At 35.5% G+C, this 22,888-nt stretch carries 21 protein-coding genes; 13 read left to right on the plus strand and 8 right to left on the minus strand.

The features are described 5' to 3' along the window. Window positions 1-11 precede the first annotated feature (11 nt). Together INR75_RS18075 and INR75_RS18080 are read left to right on the plus strand one after the other, a co-directional pair. Window positions 12-1,034: a glycosyltransferase family 9 protein gene (locus tag INR75_RS18075; RefSeq protein ID WP_370629862.1), complete on the plus strand. Its 1,023-nt coding sequence runs from the start codon at window positions 12-14 to the stop codon at window positions 1,032-1,034. After that, a complete protein-coding gene (locus INR75_RS18080; RefSeq protein WP_223089916.1) occupies window positions 1,031-2,092 on the plus strand; it encodes a UDP-N-acetylglucosamine 2-epimerase in 1,062 nt (353 codons plus the stop codon). The genes INR75_RS18075 and INR75_RS18080 overlap by 4 nt, the downstream gene beginning before the upstream one ends. A 46-nt stretch (window positions 2,093-2,138) precedes the next feature. On the opposite strand, the gene INR75_RS18085 is transcribed toward INR75_RS18080, so the two are convergent. After that, window positions 2,139-2,894, minus strand: coding sequence for a lipopolysaccharide kinase InaA family protein (locus INR75_RS18085; RefSeq protein WP_223089917.1), 756 nt, complete (start codon window positions 2,892-2,894; stop codon window positions 2,139-2,141). 181 nt (window positions 2,895-3,075) lie between these two features. Here INR75_RS18085 and INR75_RS18090 point away from each other — a divergent pair, with 181 nt between their 5' ends. From INR75_RS18090 to INR75_RS18120, 7 genes are all read left to right on the plus strand, one after another. Further along, window positions 3,076-4,125 (plus strand): glycosyltransferase, encoded by a 1,050-nt coding sequence (locus tag INR75_RS18090; RefSeq protein WP_223089918.1) that lies wholly within the window; start codon window positions 3,076-3,078, stop codon window positions 4,123-4,125. After that, window positions 4,122-5,063, plus strand: coding sequence for a glycosyltransferase family 2 protein (locus INR75_RS18095; protein WP_223089919.1), 942 nt, complete (start codon window positions 4,122-4,124; stop codon window positions 5,061-5,063). The genes INR75_RS18090 and INR75_RS18095 overlap by 4 nt, the downstream gene beginning before the upstream one ends. Window positions 5,064-5,152: 89 nt before the next feature. Continuing rightward, the gene (locus INR75_RS18100; protein ID WP_223089920.1) at window positions 5,153-5,722 is read left to right on the plus strand and encodes an L-threonylcarbamoyladenylate synthase; all 570 of its coding nucleotides are present in this window, start codon (window positions 5,153-5,155) and stop codon (window positions 5,720-5,722) included. 111 nt (window positions 5,723-5,833) lie between these two features. Further along, a complete protein-coding gene (locus tag INR75_RS18105) occupies window positions 5,834-7,264 on the plus strand; it encodes a CCA tRNA nucleotidyltransferase (protein ID WP_370629863.1) in 1,431 nt (476 codons plus the stop codon). Between the two features lie 45 nt (window positions 7,265-7,309). Then, window positions 7,310-8,335, plus strand: a complete 1,026-nt coding sequence (locus INR75_RS18110; RefSeq protein ID WP_223089921.1) for a heme A synthase — start codon at window positions 7,310-7,312, stop codon at window positions 8,333-8,335. Window positions 8,336-8,359: 24 nt separating this feature from the next. Continuing rightward, window positions 8,360-8,872: a plasmid pRiA4b ORF-3 family protein gene (locus INR75_RS18115; protein ID WP_223089922.1), complete on the plus strand. Its 513-nt coding sequence runs from the start codon at window positions 8,360-8,362 to the stop codon at window positions 8,870-8,872. 50 nt (window positions 8,873-8,922) lie between these two features. After that, a complete protein-coding gene (locus INR75_RS18120) occupies window positions 8,923-9,981 on the plus strand; it encodes a nucleoid-associated protein (protein WP_092541708.1) in 1,059 nt (352 codons plus the stop codon). A gap of 156 nt (window positions 9,982-10,137) precedes the next feature. Here INR75_RS18120 and INR75_RS18125 read toward each other — a convergent pair whose 3' ends face one another. Both INR75_RS18125 and INR75_RS18130 read right to left on the minus strand, forming a co-directional pair. Then, entirely contained in the window at window positions 10,138-10,689 is a 552-nt protein-coding gene (locus INR75_RS18125; RefSeq protein WP_223089923.1) for a hypothetical protein, read from the minus strand. Between the two features lie 147 nt (window positions 10,690-10,836). Next, window positions 10,837-11,901: a hypothetical protein gene (locus tag INR75_RS18130; RefSeq protein ID WP_092541704.1), complete on the minus strand. Its 1,065-nt coding sequence runs from the start codon at window positions 11,899-11,901 to the stop codon at window positions 10,837-10,839. A 402-nt stretch (window positions 11,902-12,303) separates the two neighbouring features. Between INR75_RS18130 and INR75_RS18135 the strand changes: the two genes are divergently transcribed. The 4 genes from INR75_RS18135 (at window position 12,304) to INR75_RS18150 (ending at window position 17,486) form a co-directional block, all read left to right on the plus strand. Further along, entirely contained in the window at window positions 12,304-13,206 is a 903-nt protein-coding gene (locus tag INR75_RS18135) for an ABC transporter ATP-binding protein (protein WP_092542315.1), read from the plus strand. Beyond that, on the plus strand, window positions 13,206-14,042 hold the full coding sequence (locus tag INR75_RS18140) for an ABC transporter permease (protein WP_092541702.1): 837 nt from the start codon (window positions 13,206-13,208) through the stop codon (window positions 14,040-14,042). The genes INR75_RS18135 and INR75_RS18140 overlap by 1 nt, the downstream gene beginning before the upstream one ends. 83 nt (window positions 14,043-14,125) lie before the next feature. Continuing rightward, on the plus strand, window positions 14,126-16,132 hold the full coding sequence (uvrB, locus tag INR75_RS18145) for an excinuclease ABC subunit UvrB (protein WP_223089924.1): 2,007 nt from the start codon (window positions 14,126-14,128) through the stop codon (window positions 16,130-16,132). Window positions 16,133-16,259: 127 nt separating this feature from the next. Next, a complete protein-coding gene (locus INR75_RS18150; protein ID WP_223089925.1) occupies window positions 16,260-17,486 on the plus strand; it encodes a hypothetical protein in 1,227 nt (408 codons plus the stop codon). 147 nt (window positions 17,487-17,633) lie between these two features. Here the strand turns inward: INR75_RS18150 and INR75_RS18155 are convergent, their stop codons facing one another. From INR75_RS18155 to INR75_RS18175, 5 genes are read right to left on the minus strand one after another with little or no spacing between them, the layout of a single operon-like run. Next, window positions 17,634-18,800: a sigma-54 dependent transcriptional regulator gene (locus tag INR75_RS18155; RefSeq protein WP_223089926.1), complete on the minus strand. Its 1,167-nt coding sequence runs from the start codon at window positions 18,798-18,800 to the stop codon at window positions 17,634-17,636. Next, the gene (locus tag INR75_RS18160) at window positions 18,800-19,708 is read right to left on the minus strand and encodes a DUF6268 family outer membrane beta-barrel protein (RefSeq protein ID WP_223089927.1); all 909 of its coding nucleotides are present in this window, start codon (window positions 19,706-19,708) and stop codon (window positions 18,800-18,802) included. The genes INR75_RS18155 and INR75_RS18160 overlap by 1 nt, the downstream gene beginning before the upstream one ends. A gap of 1 nt (window position 19,709) precedes the next feature. After that, window positions 19,710-20,603 (minus strand): mechanosensitive ion channel family protein, encoded by an 894-nt coding sequence (locus tag INR75_RS18165; protein WP_223089928.1) that lies wholly within the window; start codon window positions 20,601-20,603, stop codon window positions 19,710-19,712. A gap of 1 nt (window position 20,604) precedes the next feature. Then, on the minus strand, window positions 20,605-21,900 hold the full coding sequence (locus tag INR75_RS18170; protein ID WP_223089929.1) for an ABC transporter permease: 1,296 nt from the start codon (window positions 21,898-21,900) through the stop codon (window positions 20,605-20,607). Next, window positions 21,893-22,822, minus strand: coding sequence for an ABC transporter ATP-binding protein (locus INR75_RS18175; RefSeq protein ID WP_223089930.1), 930 nt, complete (start codon window positions 22,820-22,822; stop codon window positions 21,893-21,895). The genes INR75_RS18170 and INR75_RS18175 overlap by 8 nt, the downstream gene beginning before the upstream one ends. Between the last annotated feature and the right edge of the window lie 66 nt (window positions 22,823-22,888).

Raw genomic sequence — 22,888 nt, forward strand, 5'->3', positions numbered from 1 at the left:
TACAGCAAAAAATGATTGGGGACGTTCTTACGTCCTCAATCTTATTTGAGGCACTTCGGGAAGCTTATCCTAAAGCGCAGTTGCATTACCTAATTTACCCGCACACTAAGGCTGTTGTAGAAAACAATCCTTTTATCGATAAGCTGATATTCGGTAAAAATGAGCTTCCTTTTTATAGATTACTGAAGCTAATTAGATCTGAAAAATACTACGCTATTATCGATGCCTATTCTACGGTGCAAACATCGATTCTTACCAGTTTATCTGGGGCGAAATATAAAATTGGATTCGATAAAAAATATACCCGCCCATTCTACACTCATGTTTTTAGCCGAAAAATTCAGGCGAAAACAAATGCAGGTGCAGCGATCGAAAAGCGAATGCGATTACTTACTCCGCTTATTAAAAATGCTCCACTTCAGTTAAAACCAAAAATATTTTTGAGCGATGCTGAACGTGAAAAAGCTAAAAGAATTTTGATTGAAGGCGGCGTAGATCTTTCAGATTCTATTTATATGATCGGGGCTTTAGGGAGTTCAGAAAAGAAAACCTATCCGCTCCCCTATTTGGCTAAGCTTTTAGACCAGATCGCAGCCAAAGAAAATACGTCTATTTTATTCAATTATATCCCAAGCCAAAAAGATCAAATTTCAACTTTAATTGGTTATTGCAATGCGCAAACCAAACAGAAAATTTATCTTGAGATCTACGGAAAAAGTCTGAGAGAATTTTTAGCACTTACCAGCTTTTGTGATGCGATTATTGGGAATGAAGGTGGCGCCATAAACATGGCAAAAGCTTTAAACATCCCATCTTTTGCGATTTTTTCACCTCCTTTAAACAAAGCGAACTGGAATATTTATGAAGACGGAAAGCAGAATGTTTCAGTTCATTTAAAAGATTTTTCTCCGGAATTATTTGCTGAAAAAAGTCAGGAAGATTTGCACAAAGATGTATTTCAGCTTTACGAGAAATTTTTACCAGCTTATATTGAAGAACCACTAGACCAATTCCTAAAATTGAACACTAAATGACCTATCGCTTTTTAATTTATATAAGTCATACTTATGCGTTGCCGATTGGTTTACCGCTTCAGGAAGAAATTAGGAAAAGAAACTACGAGGTAAAATGGTTTACAGAGTTGAATCCTCCCAGATCATATTTCCCTGAAAATGGGGATTTGATCGAAACAATTGAAGACGCGATAGATTACAATCCAGATATCGTGCTATGCATTACAGATGTTGTTGCCGATTTTCTACCGGGATTAAAAGTGCAGATTTTTCATGGATTTTTAGCCAATAAGCATAGCGACAAAAAAGGTCATTTTAGAATTCGTGGTTTATTTGATCTTTATTGTACGCAAGGTCCATCGACGACCATTCCGTTTAAGGAAATTCAGCAAAAAAAGAATCATTTTTTAGTGAGAGAAACCGGTTGGTCTAAAGTAGATCCTTTGTTTAAGATTGAAGAAAATAAGCGCGAAAAACCTACAATTTTGCTTTCTTCTACCTTTTCTCCAAAGTACAGCTGGTTGTATAATGAAGAGGTGATCGCTGAAATAAAAAGATTATCGAAAACCGGCGAATTCGAGTTTCTGGCTGTGCTGCATCCGAAAATGGATAAAGAGAAAATTGAGATCGTTAAAAAAATGCAGCACGAAAACTTCAAATATTACGATACCACAGATATTATTCCGCTGTTTCGCCAGGCAGACATCATGTTTTCAGACACCACATCTGCAATTACCGAGTTTATACTTCAGAAAAAACCGGTAGTGACTTTCAGAAATAATAAAGCTGCCAATCATCTTATAGATATTTCTAATGCTGAAGAAATTGAAAGCGCCATTAGAGCAGCTTTTTCACCTTCAGAAAAACTATTGAAAAACATCGAATCTTACATTTACGATACGCATCCTTATTTTGATGGCAAAAGCAGTGAGCGTGTAATTTCTACCTGTATTGATGTTTTACACACCGATAAAACTGAATTATCCAACAAACCTTTAAACCTGGTAAGACGCTATCAATTAAGAAAAAAACTGAATTATTTTACTTTAAAAAGTTATAGAAAACCTTTTACTCGATAGTCGATATTCGATAAAATTGAAGTTAGTTTTTCGGCGGTTTGAGAAATTACTTTTTCCAGAATTTGAGTTTTTTCTTTAGCCTTTTTTTCCTTAAAAATTTCTCCTGAAATTCTTTGGTGTAGCCCCACATGGTTTCAAAAACTTCATTTTCGTTCCAGGCTGTAATTATAGCATATTCGTTAGCCATAATTTTTATCATTTCCTTATTTGGCGTAAGGCGAGCGAAATTTTTCATGCGCTGTTTAAAATCCAAACGCTTAAAATTCATTCGGTTTAAATCGACCAAAAAGAATTCAAAATCATCAGCGTTTATCCTTATTAAGGTATTGCCGGGAGAATGATCTAAAAACTCAATATTTTTTTCGTGAAGATCATAAGTGAATCTTGTAAAAGCCCTTAAAACCGATTCTTTTTGTGCTTCATCTTCAAATTTCTCGATATCTCTAAAGGTAAAATCGTATTCTAAATGGTCACAAATGTAATAACTGCGGCCAAATGTTATCCAATTACACTCTTCAGCATAAGCAACAGGAAAAGGAGTACCCACCTCTCTGGATAAAAGATATTCAGCATAACTAAAACTACGCGCAGCTTTCGATTTTCTAAAAAAACGATAAACAATTTTATTGATCAGGTTTGGGATCCTAAACGATTTCACATTAACCTGCCTACCATTAAGATCGAAGGTTTTAATGATATTTCGGCCACTACTAAGCGTTTTCCCTTTCTCTGAAAAATCGGATAGAATTTGATCGATTTTTTCAGCCTGGTCTTTAAAAGCGTCTGCGTATACGATTTTCATGTTGCAAAATTACGATTATAGAAACTTAAAGACTAATGAAAATATGAATAGTCTGTTGGGATTATGAAGAAAAGCTTATTTCCTTTTAGTTTGATATCTATTACCTTAAGATTCTTAGTATTTATATTATATTTAAAATTTATCCATATTTGCAACCAGCTTTTAAATCATAAGCACAGATTTGACAGAAGATAAGGTTTACATTTTACATAAAAATGGGGCTGATAGCCACTATACAGGACTGCAATACCTGGTGGAAATGCATGAAAAATCTATAGGCTATCGAGAATTCTCTATCGTCACTAACTTAGTTAAAGCAGTAAAACAACTAGATTTTCAACTCTTCAACAAACAAATAATAAACCTCTTTTTTCTGATAAACTTACTTTTCTCGAAAAACAAAAAAGTTGTTTTAGGTATTCCTCCTTTCGATAAAAAGCTCATCTTTTTGCTGAAAATATTAAAAAATCATAGACTATTCTATCATACTTCCTGGACATGTTGGGATAAAAGTTTTCATCCTAAAAAACACGAAGACAAAAAAGGAGTCATGAAAGCCTGGATTTTTTTTCTGGAAAAAAGAGTAGAATATATTTTTACCGTCACTAAAGAAACAAGCAGGCAAATACATGCAAATTTTAAAGTGAAAGATGATAGATTGATAGTTGTAGCGCATTCCCTTACCAAAGATTTTAAAAGTAACTACAATAACGAAAAAGAAAATAATAGCTTTATCTATTTGGGAAGACTGGTCCCGCAGAAAGGAATAAAACAAATGTTGTCCTGCTTCTCTAAAAAACCTTCAGCTAAGTTGACCATTATCGGTGAAGGATGTGATCAGGTAATTGTTGAAGATTTTAGTAAACGCTTTAACAACATAGAGTATATCCCCTATATGAGTGATAAAAAAGCACTTTCTAAAATAATGGCTCGACATCAATATTTGATATTAAATTCTCAAAAAACTGAAAAATGGGAAGAGTTATTTAGTTTGATCATAATCGAAGGTATGTCTTTAGGATTAATACCAATATCCAGCGATCATACCGGACCAAAAGAAATTATTACAGAAAAAACTGGATATTTATTCGAAGAAGGAAATATACAGGAAGCTTTGGAGTTTGTATTAACAAGGGATTACAATCCTGACATGGCCAAGAATGCTATTGAACAATCAACCCAATATTATCCTGAAAAAATTGCTGAACGCTGGAAACCTATCCTAACATGAGCATTGCTATAAGTTGTATTATCGTAAATTATAACACGGCTAATTTCACATTAGATTGCGTAGCTTCGATTTTTGAAACCCATCAAAATACTGAAGCAATTGAAGTTATAGTGGTAGATAATGCTTCAGAAAAAGAGGATTATTTACTTTTAGAAAGTGAGCTTCAGCAAAAAAACTTTCCGAACACAAAGCTTATAAGAAGCAAACAAAATTTTGGCTTTGGGGCAGGAAATATGATTGGCGTTAATGCTGCCTCGAATTGCGAATATTATGCGTTTATCAATAACGATACGCTACAGCTTACCAATAATTGTCTTTGGGTTTTAAAAGATTTTATGGATGCTACGCCAGATGCTGGTGTATGCTCGCCACAAATGCTAGATGAAGACAAAAATTTTAGAAGTACTATAGATCATTTTTCTTCACTTAGCAGGGAAATTTTAAAACGTGGATTTCTGGAGAAAGTAAATCCGAAAAAATATCCCAGTCGGAAAAAATTCTTCGATAAACCTACTGCAGTAAATTATGTTCAGGGATCATTTATGTTTTTTAATGCTGCAGATTTTAATAATATTGGAGGTTTTGACACCAATTTATTTCTATACTACGAAGAATCAGATCTTGGCTTACGACTTTTAAAAGAGCGAAAGAAATACGCCTATATTTTTCCTGAAGCGCAATACATTCATTTTAAAAGTGTAAGTATTAAAAAGAGTGTAAATATCCTTATCAAACGAGAATTAAAGATTTCCTTACTCTATCATACTCGTAAACATTATGGCTTTTTAGCGCATCAATTCTTACTGAATTTTCTCCGCATTCGGTATGGTTTAACCTGTATCGTAAAACCTAAATATTTCCCGTTGTTTAGACTTTTACTTGGCGGCGCCAGTCTTTCTAAATCACTTAAACAAAAGCAATCGATTAAAGAGATTTAAAAAAGATGTCTTGATTTTAAGGAATTTTGACTTAAAACTGGTTTCATAAATTTTCTGAAGTATCTTTGCAGGTCGTTAGCAAGGTAACTATGGAAGATAAAAAGACTGAAATTCAAAATTGTTTGGCCGTTCTTAAAAAAGGCGGACTTATTCTTTATCCAACCGATACGGTTTGGGGAATTGGCTGTGATGCCACCAACGCAGATGCCATTGATAAGATTTTTGCACTTAAGAAAAGAGCAGAAAGCAAATCGATGATCTGTTTGGTTTCAGATTTTAAAATGCTGAATGAATATGTAGAAGAAGTTCCAGAAGTTGCTTACGACATCTTAAAATATGCCGCAAAACCAACGTCTATTATTTACGACGATCCTATTAGAGTGGCTGAAAATGTAATTGCTGAAGATAACACTCTTGCGATAAGAGTTACCAAAGATCCCTTTTGTAAGGAATTGACCAGAAGATTACGCCGACCTTTAGTCTCAACTTCTGCGAATATTAGCGGGCAATCAACACCGGGTTCTTTTTCCCAAATTAGCCCTGAAATTTTAAAAGGTGTGGACTATGTAGTAAATTTGCACCAGTCTAAAAAATCTTCCAAACCATCGGCTATTATTAAACTTAGTAACGACGGAAAGGTTAAAGTAATACGTAAATAGATTGCTAAACCACGAATAAGGTTTTACGAAATTTGCCAAATTCCATGGGTTTTTTAAGACTTTAAAAGAGCGTTTTATAGGTATCTGTATTCGTGGCGAAAAATTAATGTAGTGAAGAATTATAGTGAAGCTTTAGATCATCAAATTTTTAAGGTAATTTCTCAGGCAACCGAAGAACTTCAGTTAGAAAGTTATGTTATTGGTGGTTTTGTTAGAGACTTTATTTTACAACGTGGTAATGCCAAAGATATCGATGTGGTTGCCGTTGGCAGTGGTATCGACCTGGCGCTAAAAGTTTCTGAGCTCCTTCCGCATAAACCAAAAGTGCAGGTTTTTAAAAACTACGGTACGGCAATGTTGCGTGCTTTCGATATGGAAATCGAATTTGTTGGTGCCAGAAAAGAAAGTTATTCTGAAGATAGTAGAAATCCGGTTGTAGAAAATGGAACGCTTGAAGACGATCAAAATCGCCGCGATTTTACTATTAACGCATTAGCTTTAAGTCTTAACAAAGCTAATTTTGGTGATTTATTGGATCCTTTTGGTGGACTTGAAGATCTAAAATCGCAATTGATAAGGACTCCGCTTGAACCCGGAATCACCTATTCAGACGATCCACTTCGAATGCTAAGAGCGATACGCTTTGCATCGCAGCTTAATTTTATTATTCAGAAGAAATCTTTAGATGCCATAAAAGAGCATCATAAGCGCATAAAAATTATCTCGAAAGAGCGAATTACAGAAGAATTGCATAAAATCCTTCTTTCTGAAAGACCTTCTAAAGGTTTTGCGCTCTTACATAAAACAAAGCTTTTAAAACTTATCCTTCCTGAACTTACCGCTTTGGAAGGAATCGACGAAATTGAAGGACAACGCCATAAAGATAACTTTTGGCACACGCTTGAAGTGGTTGATAATATTAGCGAAAACACAGATAATCTTTGGTTACGCTGGGCGGCGCTATTACATGATATTGGTAAAGCTCCAACAAAGAAATTCCATAAAAGGAACGGCTGGACGTTTCATGGGCACGAGTTTGTAGGATCTAAAATGGTCTATAAACTTTTTAAGCGACTTAGAATGCCATTAAATGACAAGATGAAATTTGTCCAAAAAATGGTATTAATGAGTTCCAGACCAATCGCGGTGGTAGATGATGATGTAACAGATTCTGCTGTACGAAGATTGATCTTTGATGCCGGTGAAAATATCGATGATCTAATGACCTTATGCGAGGCAGATATCACGACTAAAAATCCGCGTCGTTACAAGAAATATCATAACAACTTCAAGATCGTAAGGCAAAAGATGAAGGAAGTTGAAGAACGTGATCATGTTCGTAATTTTCAACCGCCGGTTAGTGGAGAAGAAATTATGGAAACCTTCAATATTAAGCCTTGTAGAGAAGTTGGGATTATAAAAGATGCCATTAAAGAAGCAATTTTAGAAGGCGAAATCCCAAATGATCATGCCGCTGCAAAAGAACTTATGCTTAGCAGAGGTAAAAAACTTGGTTTAAAGGAAGTATCAAAACAAGATTAAAACATCTGGAAATTCCCAAAAATTCACTTATAAAAAATTAAAATTGTGTATCGAAATTCGGTAAAAATTGCACTGGTTTTAGTGTACCTGGTAATCATCGCAGGTGCAGTAGTAAGAATGACGGGAAGCGGAATGGGATGTCCAGACTGGCCTAAATGTTTTGGATATTATATTCCTCCTACCCAGGAATCTGAATTACTTTTTCAGGCAGATCGAGATTATGAAAAAGGGCAGGTAATTATTGTAGACGAAAGTTTAAAAGTTGCCAAAAGCGATTTTACTTCCGCAGAAAATTATAATCCTGATAATTGGGACACCTACATTAAACACGATTACGCAATATTTAATCCGCTGCATACCTGGACTGAATATGTTAACCGACTAGTGGGCGCTTTAGCCGGTTTTGCCGTTTTGATCATGGCCATTTTATCTTTCAGAAAATGGAAAACCAGGAAACGGCTTACGATCCTATCATGGCTTTCAGTATTTTTAATGGTATTTCAGGCCTGGCTTGGTGCCACTGTAGTATATTCAGTATTAGCGCCTGTTAGGATTACCCTGCACATGGTAATGGCTCTGGTAATTGTAGCGATCTTATTATATATCCTGGCAGATTCTTCAGTAAAAATGTATGATTTTAAAGTTTCTAAAACTTTTAAAACAGTTGTACTTGTATCGATAATTTTGAGTTTGATTCAGGTAGTTTTAGGAACACAGGTACGACAATTTGTAGACGAACAGGTAAAAATATTCGGATACGGAACTCGCGATTTATGGCTTAACAATCCTGAAATTTCATTTTACATTCACCGCTCATTTTCGATTTTGGTCTTGTTGGTGAATCTTTTTATCTGGTGGAAAAACAAGCAAAAATTTTATAATCTTAGCTTAACCAACTGGATCATTTTTCTAATTGTGATTGAAATTTTTACGGGAATGGCCATGTATTATCTGGATTTCCCATTTTTAAGTCAGCCACTACACCTGGTAATTGCTTCGGTATTATTTGGGGTGCAGTTTTATTTATTATTAGAATGTTTTAAAAGTGGCAAACCGCTTAAAACTTCTTAACTTTGAAGCTCAAAATTTTCAATTATGGTTTATCGATTTAGAGTAATTCTAGACACGGCAGAAGATGTTTTTAGAGATATTGAAATTTTAAAAACCGATACGCTCGAGGATTTACACAACACTATTGTGCAGGCGTTTGGTTTTGACGGAACCGAGATGGCTTCGTTCTATTTAAGCGACGACGAATGGAATCAAGGTGAAGAAATTCACCAATTCGACATGAGTGGCGGTGATGACAGTATTCGTTTAATGAACGAAACTGCTTTAGATAGCGTACTTTCTGAAGACCAGACCAAACTACTTTACGTGTACGATTTCTTTAATATGTGGACGTTTATGGTAGAACTTGCACAAATTGCAGAGGTTGAAGAAGGCCGTGATTACCCAAATTTAATGTTTGTACACGGGCAAATTCCGTCTAATGCGCCAGATAAAGAATTTAAGGCTGAAGAAGATCCTGCGGCAGACGAAAATTTTAACGACGATTTTGATGTAGACGATTACGATAGTTTTTCTTTTGATGAAAACTGGAACTAATTTTCTATATTTTTAGCTGTAATTTTACCGACTTATAATTTTTAAACCGAATGATCAACTTATATAATGCCCAAATTGAATCCTTATCGATTCATCGTGTGGGTAACAAAAGCCGTAACGAAAATATCTTTTTGTCTGCAGCACCTTATCAGCTAAATGACGAAATTACGCCTTTGATCAAGGAATATTTTCTAAAGCCTTTTAGAGAAAAAGAAGAGAATTATTACAAATTTGATCATGAAACCGATCTAGAGTTCAACGAACTTTATAACCTGGCGAATGCTATTTTTGATAATCCTGAAAATATTCATGAGGCTTCAAAAAAAATAACCACGCTTCTTTTTGAGCAATCTGCACATCCACACATTAAAAGTGGTGAAGTGTATGTGGTTTATTTTGAAAATGCACAGCTAGATAACGAAAAGCTTCCGGCAATAGGAATTTTTAAATCTGAATTAAAGCACGATTTCTTACAATTTCAGGAAAAAGGAAGCATTTTAGAAATGATCGTTCAGCAGGGAATTAATCTTCAGAAATTAGATAAAGGAGCATTGATCTTCAACAAACAAAGAGCTGAAGGTTATAAGATTTTATCGATAGACTCTAACAAATACGACACAAAATACTGGCTAGAGAACTTTTTGGGTGTAGATGTAATGGCCGATGAAAATTACTACACTAAAAAGTATTTAAAATTTTGCCAGAATTTCGCCAAAGATGTGGTTTTACCTGCGGAAGACAAGAAAGAAGAAGTAATGTTTATGAACCGAAGTATGGATTACTTCGCGAAAAACGACGATTTTGAAGAAACAAACTTCTTAAACTCGGTTATCGATAATCCAGATTTGGTACCTGAATTTCAGAATTACAAAACCGAGAAAGCTCCAAAATATAAGATCGAGGATCTAACCAATTTCCCTATCGCGAATAAAGCGGTGACCGATGCACGAAAAAAATTGAAAAACGTGATCAACCTGGATACCAATATTCAGATTAAAATGGATTTTGTGAATGCAGATTCTGCCGATAAATTTGTAGAAAAAGGTTGGGACGAAGAAAAACAGATGTATTATTACCTAGTTTACTTCAACAAAGAAGAAAAAAGCTAGACTTTAAATAGAAAAAAATAAAGGCCGAAATTATCGAATTTCGGCCTTTATTTTTATTTGCAACGCCAAAAGGTATAATACCCAGAGGCTTGCTTCGAAATTAAAAATTTGTTTCCAATAAATGCCTCGAGGGCTTGCCCCGAAGTAGTTTACTGTTTATTCTGAAACCTCGATAGCTTCGAAAGTATAAGATTCGTGATAATCGCCAAGGATTCCAGTATTAGAATGCGTAAAAACCATTCGGTTTTCTGATAATTCTGATAATCGGTAATTTGAAAATGTAGATCCTACAAGTCCGTAATCCTGGTTGGCATAACCTCTTCCAAAACTTAAATAAATAGTTCCGGGATCGCCAATCATTTTTAAATTAGCTGAAAATTGTTCGTGTTCTGCAGTGAAATTTCCTTCACTTAAATGATCGAAGCAAAGTACTTCGCCATAAGTAATCTCTACTTCCCTATCTGCTTTAAACGTATAAACATCGTCACTTACACAGTCTGCAGTAATAAAAAAATCGTCTGTTTCATCTGAATAATCATCTACAACTTCAACAAGTCGCCATGATTTTTGACTGTCACCATGAATTAAAGACATTTGAGATTCTGGAAAATTAGGAATTCGATTTTCGTCGTCATCAGCACAATTTGTTAGCGTAGCTGCTAAGGCTATGAGACTTAAAGTTTTAAGGGATTTGTATATTTTAATCATAAAGTTTGCTGTAAATTGATGTTTTTGATTGAAATTTTTAAAATTTATAACAATCTGCAAACCTAAATAATTTTTTCAGTTTTATCGGTCTCCCCTAAACTTTTTCAGTTTTAAATTAAATGTAGCTTTAAATTTATACTGAGAGCTCTATTCCAGCAGTCGTTTCATATTAATATCTTCGTAATTCCGTTGCACAAAATCTAGCGCAGTTCTTAAGATTTGCCCCATGGTGCTGGCTCGCTTAAATTTCACGTCTTTGGTAAAGTGATACAACTCTGTTCGCAATTGCTTTACATTTTCTTTGGTTGAAACATGGTCGTTGCTCATACATTTTATCAAACGCTTAAATCTTGCCTGTGTATTAATCATCCTTTTGGCCAACAGCGAACGTTCTTCTTTTCGATATTGCTCGATCGACGATAACTGCAGACGTTCTGAAACTAACTTGACCATTTTATAGTTTTCCTTGAAAAATTGAGGCCGGTAGACTTTAAATTTTCCTTCAAAACACTGTTGATCAAAATCTATAGCTCGAATTTGATATTGCACATGATCAAAATCGTGTGTTGGGATTACCACATAGTTGTAAGAACGCATATCGCCCAAAAGCCGAACAGTACAGCGCTCGTTAAATTTTACAAACTGTTTTGCGATCTGTGCTTTTTCCCATTCGGTTAATTTTGGTAAATGTTCTTCAATAAAAACATCCCCCGGAATTCCTGCAATATGAGCTTCAATTAAAGTGTCTTTATAGACTAAAAAAGTGATACGATGCGGGGAAAGCAAATGCTCTAATTCGAGACCATAAATTCGGGATGCATCGGCTTTTTTCACGTAGAAATAGGTAAAAACATCATTAAGGATATTCCGAACTTTTATACGAAAAGGTCTGGAATTTCCGAAGGTGCAATAATCGATCGCATCTACCGCAAGAAATTCGAGCATATCGTCACTACCATCAGAATGCAGGATATTATAGATCTTTTTTAAGCTTTCGTCTATTTCCTCTCTTTCGAACTCGGGATAATAACAGCGTACCCAAAAAGTATCTTCATCATCCTGATCGTAAACCACCACAGAACCAGAAAATCGTAATAAATCTTCGTAAAAAACAGGAATTTTGGTATTTCGATTATAACGTGCCAGGTATTTATTGAAACGATCGTTTACGGGAAAGGAAGGTTTCTTTTTCGACATCAGTCTGGGTTCCATAGTCTTGCGATTTGTTTAAATTCTTCTGAAGAAGTTCTATAAGATATTGAAAATATAAGGATTTAACGAATACTACTTCCGAAGAAATCTTTTAAAAATTAAAGCCTAAAATGTCAAATTTAAAATCGTCTATCTATGGGCAAGCCTAAAGCTATTATTAAAAAATCATTCTCTATTTATAGCCTCGTTTCGATTATCAAATTAATTCAATCTTAGGCAATAATCTCGATCTTTCAGTTAAAAACAAGATAGTAATACGAAAACTGTAACAAAAATGTAAATTAGTCGTCGTGTAAGTAAACTATCTCATGGCAGTCCCAGAGTTTAGTGATATTTATTTTTAATTTGGAGGGCAACCTCGAAAAATTTAATCTCGATTATCGAGAAAAGAAACCATCTATTTTGAAGACAATCCTTAGCATTAATCAATTAACAAAAGTTTACGGCCCTCTAAAAGCGGTAGACAATCTATCCTTTACGATCGAGAAAGGAAACGTGTACGGAATTTTAGGTCCTAACGGAAGTGGAAAATCGACCACCCTGGGAATGGTCCTTAACGTGGTGAATAAAACCTCTGGAGATTTTAAGTGGTTTGACGGCGCCGAATCTACACACGAAGCTTTAAAAAAAGTAGGAGCAATCATCGAGCATCCTAATTTCTATCCTTATATGACAGCGGCACAAAACCTTGAACTGGTTTGTAAAATAAAAGGAGTGCCCAGCAATAAAGTTGAAGAAAAACTGGAAATCGTTGGATTACTGGACCGTAAAAGCAGTAAATTCAAAACTTTTTCTTTAGGGATGAAGCAACGACTGGCGATCGCCTCTGCCCTGCTAAATGATCCTGAAATTTTAATTTTAGATGAACCTACAAACGGACTCGATCCTCAGGGGATTCATCAAATTCGTGAGATCATTCGCAAAATTGCTTCAGACGGAACTACCATTTTATTGGCTTCGCACCTTTTAGATGAAGTTGAAAAAGTGTGTAGCCATGTGGTGATCATTAGAAAAGGGGTGAAATTATACAGCGGACCGGTTGATGGCATTAACGCCAGCCACGGATTCTTTGAGCTGGAAGCTGAAAATACCGAATTACTTCAGCAATTATTAAACGAGCATCCATCGATTGGTAAAGTAAGTCTTAAAAATAATCTGGTGACTGCAATTATTGAAGAGCCCATGAGCGCTTCAGATATTAACCGTTATCTTTTTGAAAAAGGACTTAGTCTTAGCTATTTAATTAAACGAAAAGAAAGCCTGGAAGAACAATTCCTTCAACTAACCAATCAAACTACTGCGTAATGTTACGACTTTTAAATATAGAATTCCTAAAACTTAGATATAGTAGATCCTCAAAGATCCTTATTCTTACTTATTTCATTTTAATCACTTTTATCGCGCTTATTGCTTCAATAGAATTTCCTATTGGAAACATCAATTTTAGAATCGCAGACCAGGGAATTTTCAATTTTCCATTCATCTGGCATTTTAACAGCTACATTGCTGCCACGCTAAAATTATTCTTAGCGATCGTGATCGTCTCGATGATGTCGAACGAATATAGCAACAGGACGCTAAAACAAAACCTAATCGACGGACTATCAAAAAAGGAATTTATTTTATCGAAATTCATCACGGTGATGGTATTTTCTATAGTTTCGACCATTTTCCTTTTTGTAGTTTCTTTGATCTTAGGGCTTTCATTTTCAGATTATAATGAGTTTTCGATCATCTTTTCTGACCTTGAATACATTCTGGCCTATTTTGTAAAACTTACAGGATTCTTTGCTTTCTGCCTATTCCTGGGCATTCTGGTAAAACGTTCAGCTTTTGCGCTTGGATTTCTATTCATCTGGTGGATCGTTGAAACTATTTTATACGCTATCCTAAAATGGAGAATTTTTAAAGGAACTGATATTGCAGATAAGATCGTTCAGTTTTTGCCATTAGAATCGATGAGTAATTTGGTTAAAGAACCATTTTCAAGACTTAATGCTGTGCAATCTGCTGCCAATCAATTAGGCTCTGCTTTCGAGAAAGATTATTCCATACACTGGTATCAGATCCTTATTGTAATCGTTTGGACGGTACTATTTGTGTATTTCTCTTATGCGTTATTGAAAAAAAGGGATTTATAAAAACCTTAGTTTCATTAATTTTTCTACCCTGTTTGAATAGGCACATTTATTGCTTAACTTCGTAAGGCTAAGAAAAAGAACGCATGAAATTTAAAATAGAATCTGAATATAAACCAACCGGAGACCAACCCAACGCTATAAAACAACTGGTTAGCGGTATCGAAAAGAATGACCAGTTTCAAACACTTTTGGGAGTTACAGGTTCGGGTAAAACCTTTACTGTTGCTAATGTAATCGAGGAAGTGCAAAAACCAACACTGGTTTTGGCGCACAACAAAACCCTTGCAGCGCAGTTGTATTCAGAATTCAAACAATTTTTTCCGAATAATGCGGTAGAATATTTTGTTAGTTATTACGATTATTATCAACCTGAAGCTTTTATTCCATCTTCAGGAACCTACATAGAAAAAGATCTTTCGATAAATGATGAGATCGAAAAACTACGATTAAGCACCACGTCTTCCCTACTTAGCGGAAGACGTGATGTTATTGTTGTCGCTTCGGTTTCCTGTCTTTATGGTATTGGTAACCCGGTAGAATTCCGTAAAAACGTGGTTTCTATTGAAAGAGACATGGAAATTTCAAGAACTAAATTTCTGCATAGCTTAGTCCAAAGTTTATATTCTAGAACAGAAGCTGAATTTGTTCATGGAAACTTCAGAATAAAAGGCGACACCGTAGATGTTTTTCCTAGCTACGCCGATAACGCCTTCAGAATTCACTTTTTTGGTGATGAGATCGAGGAAATTGAAGCTTTTGATCCCGCTACCAACGACGTGATTGAAAAATATGAACGATTAAATATCTATCCTGCCAATATGTTCGTGACATCGCCAGATGTTTTACAAAATGCGATACGAAGTATACAGGATGACCTGGTTAAACAAGTAGACTATTTTAGAGATATTGGTAAACATCTTGAAGCAAAAAGACTGGACGAAAGGACCAATTTCGACTTAGAGATGATTCGTGAGCTTGGATACTGTTCTGGTATCGAGAATTATTCGCGTTACCTGGATGGCCGAAATCCAGGGACACGACCTTTCTGTTTACTAGATTATTTTCCAGACGATTTCTTAATGGTGGTAGATGAATCTCACGTTACGATACCGCAGGTTCATGCGATGTACGGTGGTGACCGCTCCAGAAAAGAAACTTTAGTAGATTATGGTTTTAGGCTTCCGGCAGCGATGGATAACCGTCCTTTAAAATTTGAAGAATTTGAGATCCTTCAAAATCAGGTGATCTATGTAAGTGCTACTCCCGCTGATTATGAACTTCAAAAAAGCGAAGGAGTTTATGTGGAACAAGTGATTCGACCAACCGGACTTTTAGATCCTGTGATCGAAGTACGTCCGAGCCAAAACCAGATTGACGATCTTATTGAGGAAATTCAAATAAGAGTTGAAAGGGATGAGCGGACTTTGGTGACTACACTAACTAAAAGAATGGCTGAAGAATTAGCTAAATATTTAACCAGAATCGATGTTCGTTGTAGATATATTCATAGTGATGTGGATACTTTAGAGCGAGTAGAGATTATGCAGGATCTTCGTCGTGGATTATTTGATGTGCTAATTGGAGTAAACCTGCTTAGGGAAGGTCTGGATCTACCAGAGGTTTCACTTGTGGCTATTATCGATGCTGATAAGGAAGGATTTTTGAGAAGTAACCGTTCACTTACGCAAACCATTGGTCGTGCAGCAAGAAACGTTGAAGGGAAAGCCATTTTGTATGCTGACAAAATTACTGACAGTATGCAAAAAACCATGGATGAAACCGAATATCGCCGAACCAAGCAGATGAATTACAACAAAAAGCATAATATCACGCCAAAACCTCTGGTTAAAAAACTAGAGACCTCTACTTTGGTAAAGAAAAAACTTGAGATCTTTGAAGGTGATAACAAACCTCCAATGCAGGCTGCGGAAGAAGAAGGTGCTTACCTAACCAAACCTCAGATCGATAAAAAAATAAAAGAAAAGCGTAAATCAATGGAAACTGCAGCTAAAGAACTAGATTTTATGGAGGCAGCAAGATTACGTGATGAGATCAAGATTTTACAGGATAAATTAAAAGAATTGGCATAAGTTTATCAAAGATTACCATATAATTAACTTTTAAAATATTGATTTACAGGGTTTTAGGTTTTAAATTTATAATTATTACTACACCCCGAAACCCTTAGTTTTCTAAGCAATCTAAAACTAGATGCCTATGAAAACTTTTATCTCAATTTTATCGATTTTCTATTTTAGCCTGCTTGTAAATGCGCAGGTGGGAATTAACACTGAAAATCCAAAGGCTACTTTAGATATTGTTAGCTCAGATCCTGATGATCCCTCTAATAGCGACGGAATTTTGATTCCACGTATTTCGAAATTTCCGTCTGAAGATCCAACCGATGAACAAAACGGAATGATGGTTTATTTGGACCATGATATTGATGATTTTTCACAGGGATTTTATTTCTGGAATGCCGAAGAATCCTTATGGTTACCTATAGAAGGAAACTCATCTGAAGCAAATTTTCACGAAATAGATACAGAAAACTCCCCTCAAAATATCGAATCTGCTATTTACAGAGATGGTAATATTGGTATAGGTACAGATGATATTGAATCTAAGATCCAGGTCGAAGTAGACGAAAATGATGATGAAACCCAAAAAGGTTTGGAGATCGATAATCAGAATTCAGAAACCAATGCCAGAACCACCTACGGTATAGAAAACACGAACAGAAGTTCTACTAACGGAACGAAATACGGAATTAAAAATAACGTGAACGGAACTGGCTCCGGAATTCATTACGGTATTTTCAATGAGACTTTTCAAAACACAGGCACCAATGACATCTACGGATTCTTTAATCGAGTAGGTAGAACTTATGGTGCCAATAGTGATAATTTTGGGATGTATTCTGAAATTGGAAGTTCCACAGCACAAGGAAATATTTATGCTATTTATGGCTTTGCAGAAGGTAATAGCACGGCCAATGTTTTTGCCGGTTATTTTGCAGGTAGGTTAGGGATTGGATTAGATCCTTCTACCGAATATATTTTTCCTTCGCAAAGAGGTATTGAAGACATGGTACTAAGCTTAGGCGAAAACGGATTGATGCGATGGAGTCCAACCACTTATTTTCCTTATGTATCCTCAACCAGTAGCACCGGAACATTCACTATTGAAGATCATCTTGGTTCGCTAAGAATTAATAATAATCTTAGTTCGGTGCAGGTGCCAGATGCTTCAGAGAATAGAGGCAGAACAATTATTTTAGTATGTTGGTCTACTACTTCAGATAAACCTTTGTCGTTTGTAAATGGTGATGATCTTTTTGATGTTACAACCAATAGCACCGTAAGTAATATTGAAAGCGGAACGGTACTCACCATTTTAAGCGCTGGCAATAGATGGCTTGTAATTAATAAATACAAAGAGTAAACTACCTTTGGGCAAGCCCATGAGGCATTCACTAGAAACAATTTTTTAAATTCGAGGCAAGCCTCGGAGTATTATATCCTCAGGCGGTGCCAATAAAAAAAGCTGAATCTTACGATTCGGCTTTTTTTTATTTTCGATATCCTTTTTTTAAACTTTGCTGGCAAATAGGCTTACATCCTCATCTGTGATCTCACTACCACCAAGAATTAGTAAACGCTCTACAACATTACGCAACTCCCTAATATTTCCTGTCCAGTTATATTCTTTTAGTAAATTAAGGGCTTCATTCGTAAATGATTTCTTATTAGTACCCTGCTCTTTAGCGATCTTTTCTGCGAAGTATTCTACTAAAAGAGGGATATCATTTTTACGCTCATTTAGAGAAGGTACTTCTATTAAGATCACAGCAAGACGGTGGTATAAATCTTCTCTGAACTTTTTATCTTCAATCTCCTGCTTTAGATCTTTATTCGTTGCAGCAACCACACGAACATCTACTTTGATATCTTTATCGCTACCTACACGCGATATTTTATTTTCTTGTAAGGCTCTTAGAACTTTAGCCTGTGCAGAAAGGCTCATATCCCCTATTTCGTCTAGAAAGATAGTTCCACCATTCGCCGCTTCAAACTTACCTGCCCTATCCTTATTTGCTGAAGTAAATGCTCCCTTAACATGCCCAAAAAGTTCACTTTCGATCAACTCTGAAGGAATTGCAGCACAATTCACTTCTATCATTGGTCCTTTAGAACGTTCACTTTTTTGATGGATCCAATGGGCGACTAATTCTTTACCTGTACCGTTTGCTCCTGTCACCAAAACTCTAGCATCTGTTGGTGCCACCTTTTCGATGATCTCTTTAATTCTGTTGATCTCTTCAGATTCACCAATCATCTGAAAATTCTTGCCTACTTTCTTTTTAAGTCTGGCATTTTCCTGCACCAATTGTTTTCGGTCTAAAGCATTGCGAACCGCATTCAGTAATCTATTTAGATCTGGTGGTTTAGAAATATAGTCGAAAGCACCCATTCTCATAGTTTGAACGGCGGTATCCAGATCGCCATGCCCAGAGATCATTACAAAAGGAATCTCTGGTTTAATTTTATTGGTTGCTTCCAAAACCTCTACACCATCCATTTTAGGCATTTTAATATCACAGAGAACAAGATCGAAATCTTCTTTTTTGATCAATTCCATACCCACAAGACCATCTTCGGCTTCGGTTACATTATACTCTTTATTTTCTTCGTTTAGAATCTTAACGAGCACCCTTCTAATGGCTGCTTCATCTTCTATTAATAATATTTTAGACATTAAAACACACTAAATTTAAGTCCGCCACGCGCATAAAATGTATTCACTGAATTTATCGTGTAAACATCATTTCTATCTTTATCGCGTAAACGAATATCATTCATAATTGTATGGCCGGCATAGACATAAAGTCCTAAATGTTCAGTAAAACTATACTCGTAACCTAAACCAGCCAGCACAACGGTCATAGACATACTATCTGCAAGATTCGTACTATTTGGAACCGTTGGCGTTATATTAAAATTATCCTGAACATTAGCATAAAAGCCATCTAAAGTTACAAAAGCCTGAAGAACATTACGGTCGTTAGCGTGATATTTTAAGTTAGTTTTAGGAACTCCAACCATATACGACCATTGGGGATGAAACTTTTTGTAATAATGAGCAACTGGCAATGGAAATGGGAATCCTGAAGTTGTTGAATAATGTAAACCAAAGATCATACGTGTAGGCTTAAGCACCTCTTCCCCATTCTTTATCTTGATAAAAAATACAGCCCCTTCGTATAAAATATCATCCTTAAGTAATTCGTTCGTAGAAAAGTTTGAGGCAGCTTTTGCGCCAGTTTGAATCCCAACTCGCCAATCATTGCTTAGATGAAAAACATACCCCAGCGTTGCCGTGAAAGATTGAAATCTATCTAAATGGAGTGTTTCAAAAGAAGTATCATCATAAAATTTAAAATGAACATTTCTATATTCAACTCCCGGTACCAGGTACGAACCTTCTTTTTTTAATTTTATAGGGAAGTTCAAAAAAGTTCGAAACCTTCTAAAAGAATTATCAGAATCAGATTGTGGGAAGTAAGTAAATTCTACCCTGGCTAAATCTGTTAACTGTGAGTTTGCTGAAATTCCAAAAAAAAGAAAAAGCAATAGCACTAAAATACTTTTAGAAGCGTCCTTCATACTAGTCGGTTTTTGGTTGATTTGGAGTATTAATAATATGCAGATCTCTTTGTGGGAATGGAATACTTATACCATTTTGTCTAAAACTATCGTCGATCTTAAAACGTAGTTCACTTTTTATCTTGGGGTCTGTAAAACTATCTCCTATGTAAAAATACACACCAAACAATAAAGCTGAATCACCAAAATCTTCAAATAAAACGAATGGTTTTGGATTTTTAAGCACTCCTTTTTGTCTCGCTACACAATCTAGAAGTAGTTCTCTTACTTTTTGAGTATCACTACCATAAGCTACACCAACATTCACACATTCTCTGGTAATACGGTGGTTTTGTGTATAATTATATACCGTGTCACTTATAAATTTATGGTTAGGAATGATCATTACCTTATCATCCCTGGTAAGTGCACGCGTGGTTCTAAGTTTAATTTCGAAAACCCTTGCAACCTTATTATCAATTTCGATAATATCGCCTACTAATAGGGACTTATCTAAAATGATGAAAATTCCGCCGATGATATCCTGAAATAATTCCTGCAATGCCAAACCTACACCAACAAATAGTGCTGCTGAAGCAGTTAGCAAGATTGAAATATCTACACCGCTAGAACTTAAGGTAATTAGGATTACAATAAGATAAACGATATACTTTACAAACTTAAAAGCACTTATAAACTTTAGTTTATCCTCGTTTAAAAGTTTGCTTGCAATAAAATTACGTACAAGTCTTAGTACAACAGAAGTTAGAATAAATACGAAGATCACCAGTAAAACTATCCCAACGGTTAGCTTAAATGGCTGCGTAAGCAGGGTAAAATCTAAAAATGTCTGGATATTTCCCCAGATGTCCTGCTCTATTACTTCTGAAATTTGATTCGCTGTATCGTTTTGCATTCTAATATTTAAGCCACTTATAAATCTCTTTATAACTAGCTTTCTTACCGTACATTAAAATACCAACACGGTAAATTTTAGCGGCAAGCCATACCACAGCCGTATTGGTGCACAGCAATATAAGAATAGAAAGGGAAATTTCCCACCAAGGCACCCCAAATGGGATACGCATTAACATAACTATAGGAGAAGTTAAAGGAATCATTGAGAAAATCGTACTTATAGTACCGTGTGGATTTTCGATCACAGCAAAAAATCCTACATAGATTCCCAACATTAAAGGTAGTATCACCGGAAGCATAAATTGCTGAGTATCGGTCTCGCTATCTACGGCAGCCCCAATTGAAGCATAAATGGCACTATACAAAAAGTATCCTCCTAAAAAGTATATTAGAAAATATACAATTAGACTAAAAATTGGCAAATTAAGCACATCTGTTACTAATTGATTAACTTCAGGAATATTTAGTTGTTCTACTTCAACTTGTCCCGGTTGCGCATTCATAAGATCTACTCCAAAATATAGACCGGCGAGAGTGTATAAAATTCCGCCTAAAATAACCCAAACTGTGAATTGTGTGATTCCTGCCAACGAAGTACCAATTACTTTTCCTAGCATTAGCTGAATGGGCTTTACCGAAGAAACTATAATTTCGATAATTCGATTAGTTTTCTCTTCGATCACAGAACGCATTACCATATTACCATAAATGATAATAAACATCATTAATAAATAACCCGCTGCACCACCAAAAAACATTCTAAGATAATTAGCCATTTTTGATGTGGTCTCTCCAGAAAAATTCTGAATTTGGACATCTACACTTGTCTTAGCAGAATCGATCTGAGCCACATCTATTCCACGTTCGATCAACTCGTTGCGCTGTAATTTATTAGAAATGATCTTTTCTATATTCTGTACCGTTCCCAATCCGGGAGACTCTTCACCAAAAAACTGAACTTTTCCAGTGAGATCGTAGTTATTATCTGCATCAGGAATATGTATAAGCCCATAATATTCATTTTCACGAACAATTTTTTTGGCTTCATCTAAAGACTTATCAGAAAAGTTTAAATACTGAAGGTTTTCATCATCCTGAAATTCTTTCAAAAAAAGACCGGTTTCATCATGGAACCCAATGATATGCTGTTCGCTGCTATTCAGCATACTTAAATAAGCGATTAAAGCAAACATTCCTACCAAAATAATCGGACTAAGAAATGTCATTATAATAAAAGTCTTGTTACGTACTCTTGCTAAATATTCTCGCTGAATGATAAGTTTTAAACTACGCATTATGAGTAACCGTTTTAATGAAAATATCGTTTACTGAAGGAATTACTTCTACAAAATGATTGATCTTTGCCCTGTTTAATAAATACTGAATAAGATCATTTGGGTTTTCGTGTGGCTGAAGCTGAATGCTTACTTTAAGATCATCGTTTATACTCTTAAATTGAGCCTTTCCTACTTTAAATTTCTCCTGAAGTTCTGCGAGTAAAGCTACTTCGTTCTCACTTTCCAGACCAACTTCAAAAGTATTGCTTTTATATTCCTTTTTAATTTCAGAAACCTTACCGTCTAATAATTTGTTCGATTTATTGATAAGCGCCATATAATCGCAAAGCTCTTCGACACTTTCCATGCGATGTGTAGAAAACAAAATGGTTGCCCCCTTTTCTTTTAGTTCTAAAATTTCACGTTTTATGATACTCGCATTTACCGGGTCGAAACCACTAAAAGGTTCATCAAAAATCAACAATTTGGGATCGTGTAAAACTGTGATCACAAACTGTACTTTTTGAGCCATCCCTTTAGACAGTTCCTGGATCCTCTTATCCCACCAATCGGTTATATCTAATTTTTCAAACCAATATTTAAGTCGTTCTTTAGCTTCAGCTTTAGAAAGTCCCTTTAACCTGGCCAAATACATTGCCTGCTCTCCTACTTTCATCGACTTGTATAGGCCGCGCTCTTCTGGAAGGTAACCAATATGTCTAATATCTTCTGGATGTAAAGGTTTACCATCAAGATATACTTTGCCCTCATCTGGCATCGTAATTTGATTAATAATCCTAATAAATGTGGTCTTACCGGCGCCATTTGGCCCTAACAAACCAAAGACACTTCCTTTTGGGATGGTGATCGATACATTATTTAGTGCAGTATAACCTCCAAATCGTTTATAGATGTTCTCTGCAACCAAAAGATTTTCCATAAAAAAATTTTAGAGGTGTAAAGATATTCAAATCCTAGTACAGACTTAAAAATTGGTACTTAATAT

Origin of the sequence: Zunongwangia sp. SCSIO 43204 (assembly GCF_019904275.1) — a bacterium.
In the GTDB taxonomy this organism is placed as follows: Bacteria; Bacteroidota; Bacteroidia; order Flavobacteriales; family Flavobacteriaceae; genus Zunongwangia; species Zunongwangia mangrovi.

Coding starts and splice junctions, on each gene's coding strand:
- INR75_RS18075 (WP_370629862.1), top strand. CDS start 12: ATGATTGGGGACGTTCTTACGTCCTCAATCTTATTTGAGGCACTTCGG.
- INR75_RS18080 (WP_223089916.1), top strand. CDS start 1,031: ATGACCTATCGCTTTTTAATTTATATAAGTCATACTTATGCGTTGCCG.
- INR75_RS18085 (WP_223089917.1), bottom strand. CDS start 2,894: ATGAAAATCGTATACGCAGACGCTTTTAAAGACCAGGCTGAAAAAATC.
- INR75_RS18095 (WP_223089919.1), top strand. CDS start 4,122: ATGAGCATTGCTATAAGTTGTATTATCGTAAATTATAACACGGCTAAT.
- INR75_RS18100 (WP_223089920.1), top strand. CDS start 5,153: ATGGAAGATAAAAAGACTGAAATTCAAAATTGTTTGGCCGTTCTTAAA.
- INR75_RS18115 (WP_223089922.1), top strand. CDS start 8,360: ATGGTTTATCGATTTAGAGTAATTCTAGACACGGCAGAAGATGTTTTT.
- INR75_RS18120 (WP_092541708.1), top strand. CDS start 8,923: ATGATCAACTTATATAATGCCCAAATTGAATCCTTATCGATTCATCGT.
- INR75_RS18125 (WP_223089923.1), bottom strand. CDS start 10,689: ATGATTAAAATATACAAATCCCTTAAAACTTTAAGTCTCATAGCCTTA.
- INR75_RS18130 (WP_092541704.1), bottom strand. CDS start 11,901: ATGGAACCCAGACTGATGTCGAAAAAGAAACCTTCCTTTCCCGTAAAC.
- INR75_RS18140 (WP_092541702.1), top strand. CDS start 13,206: ATGTTACGACTTTTAAATATAGAATTCCTAAAACTTAGATATAGTAGA.
- uvrB (WP_223089924.1), top strand. CDS start 14,126: ATGAAATTTAAAATAGAATCTGAATATAAACCAACCGGAGACCAACCC.
- INR75_RS18150 (WP_223089925.1), top strand. CDS start 16,260: ATGAAAACTTTTATCTCAATTTTATCGATTTTCTATTTTAGCCTGCTT.
- INR75_RS18155 (WP_223089926.1), bottom strand. CDS start 18,800: ATGTCTAAAATATTATTAATAGAAGATGAAGCAGCCATTAGAAGGGTG.
- INR75_RS18160 (WP_223089927.1), bottom strand. CDS start 19,708: ATGAAGGACGCTTCTAAAAGTATTTTAGTGCTATTGCTTTTTCTTTTT.
- INR75_RS18165 (WP_223089928.1), bottom strand. CDS start 20,603: ATGCAAAACGATACAGCGAATCAAATTTCAGAAGTAATAGAGCAGGAC.
- INR75_RS18170 (WP_223089929.1), bottom strand. CDS start 21,900: ATGCGTAGTTTAAAACTTATCATTCAGCGAGAATATTTAGCAAGAGTA.
- INR75_RS18175 (WP_223089930.1), bottom strand. CDS start 22,822: ATGGAAAATCTTTTGGTTGCAGAGAACATCTATAAACGATTTGGAGGT.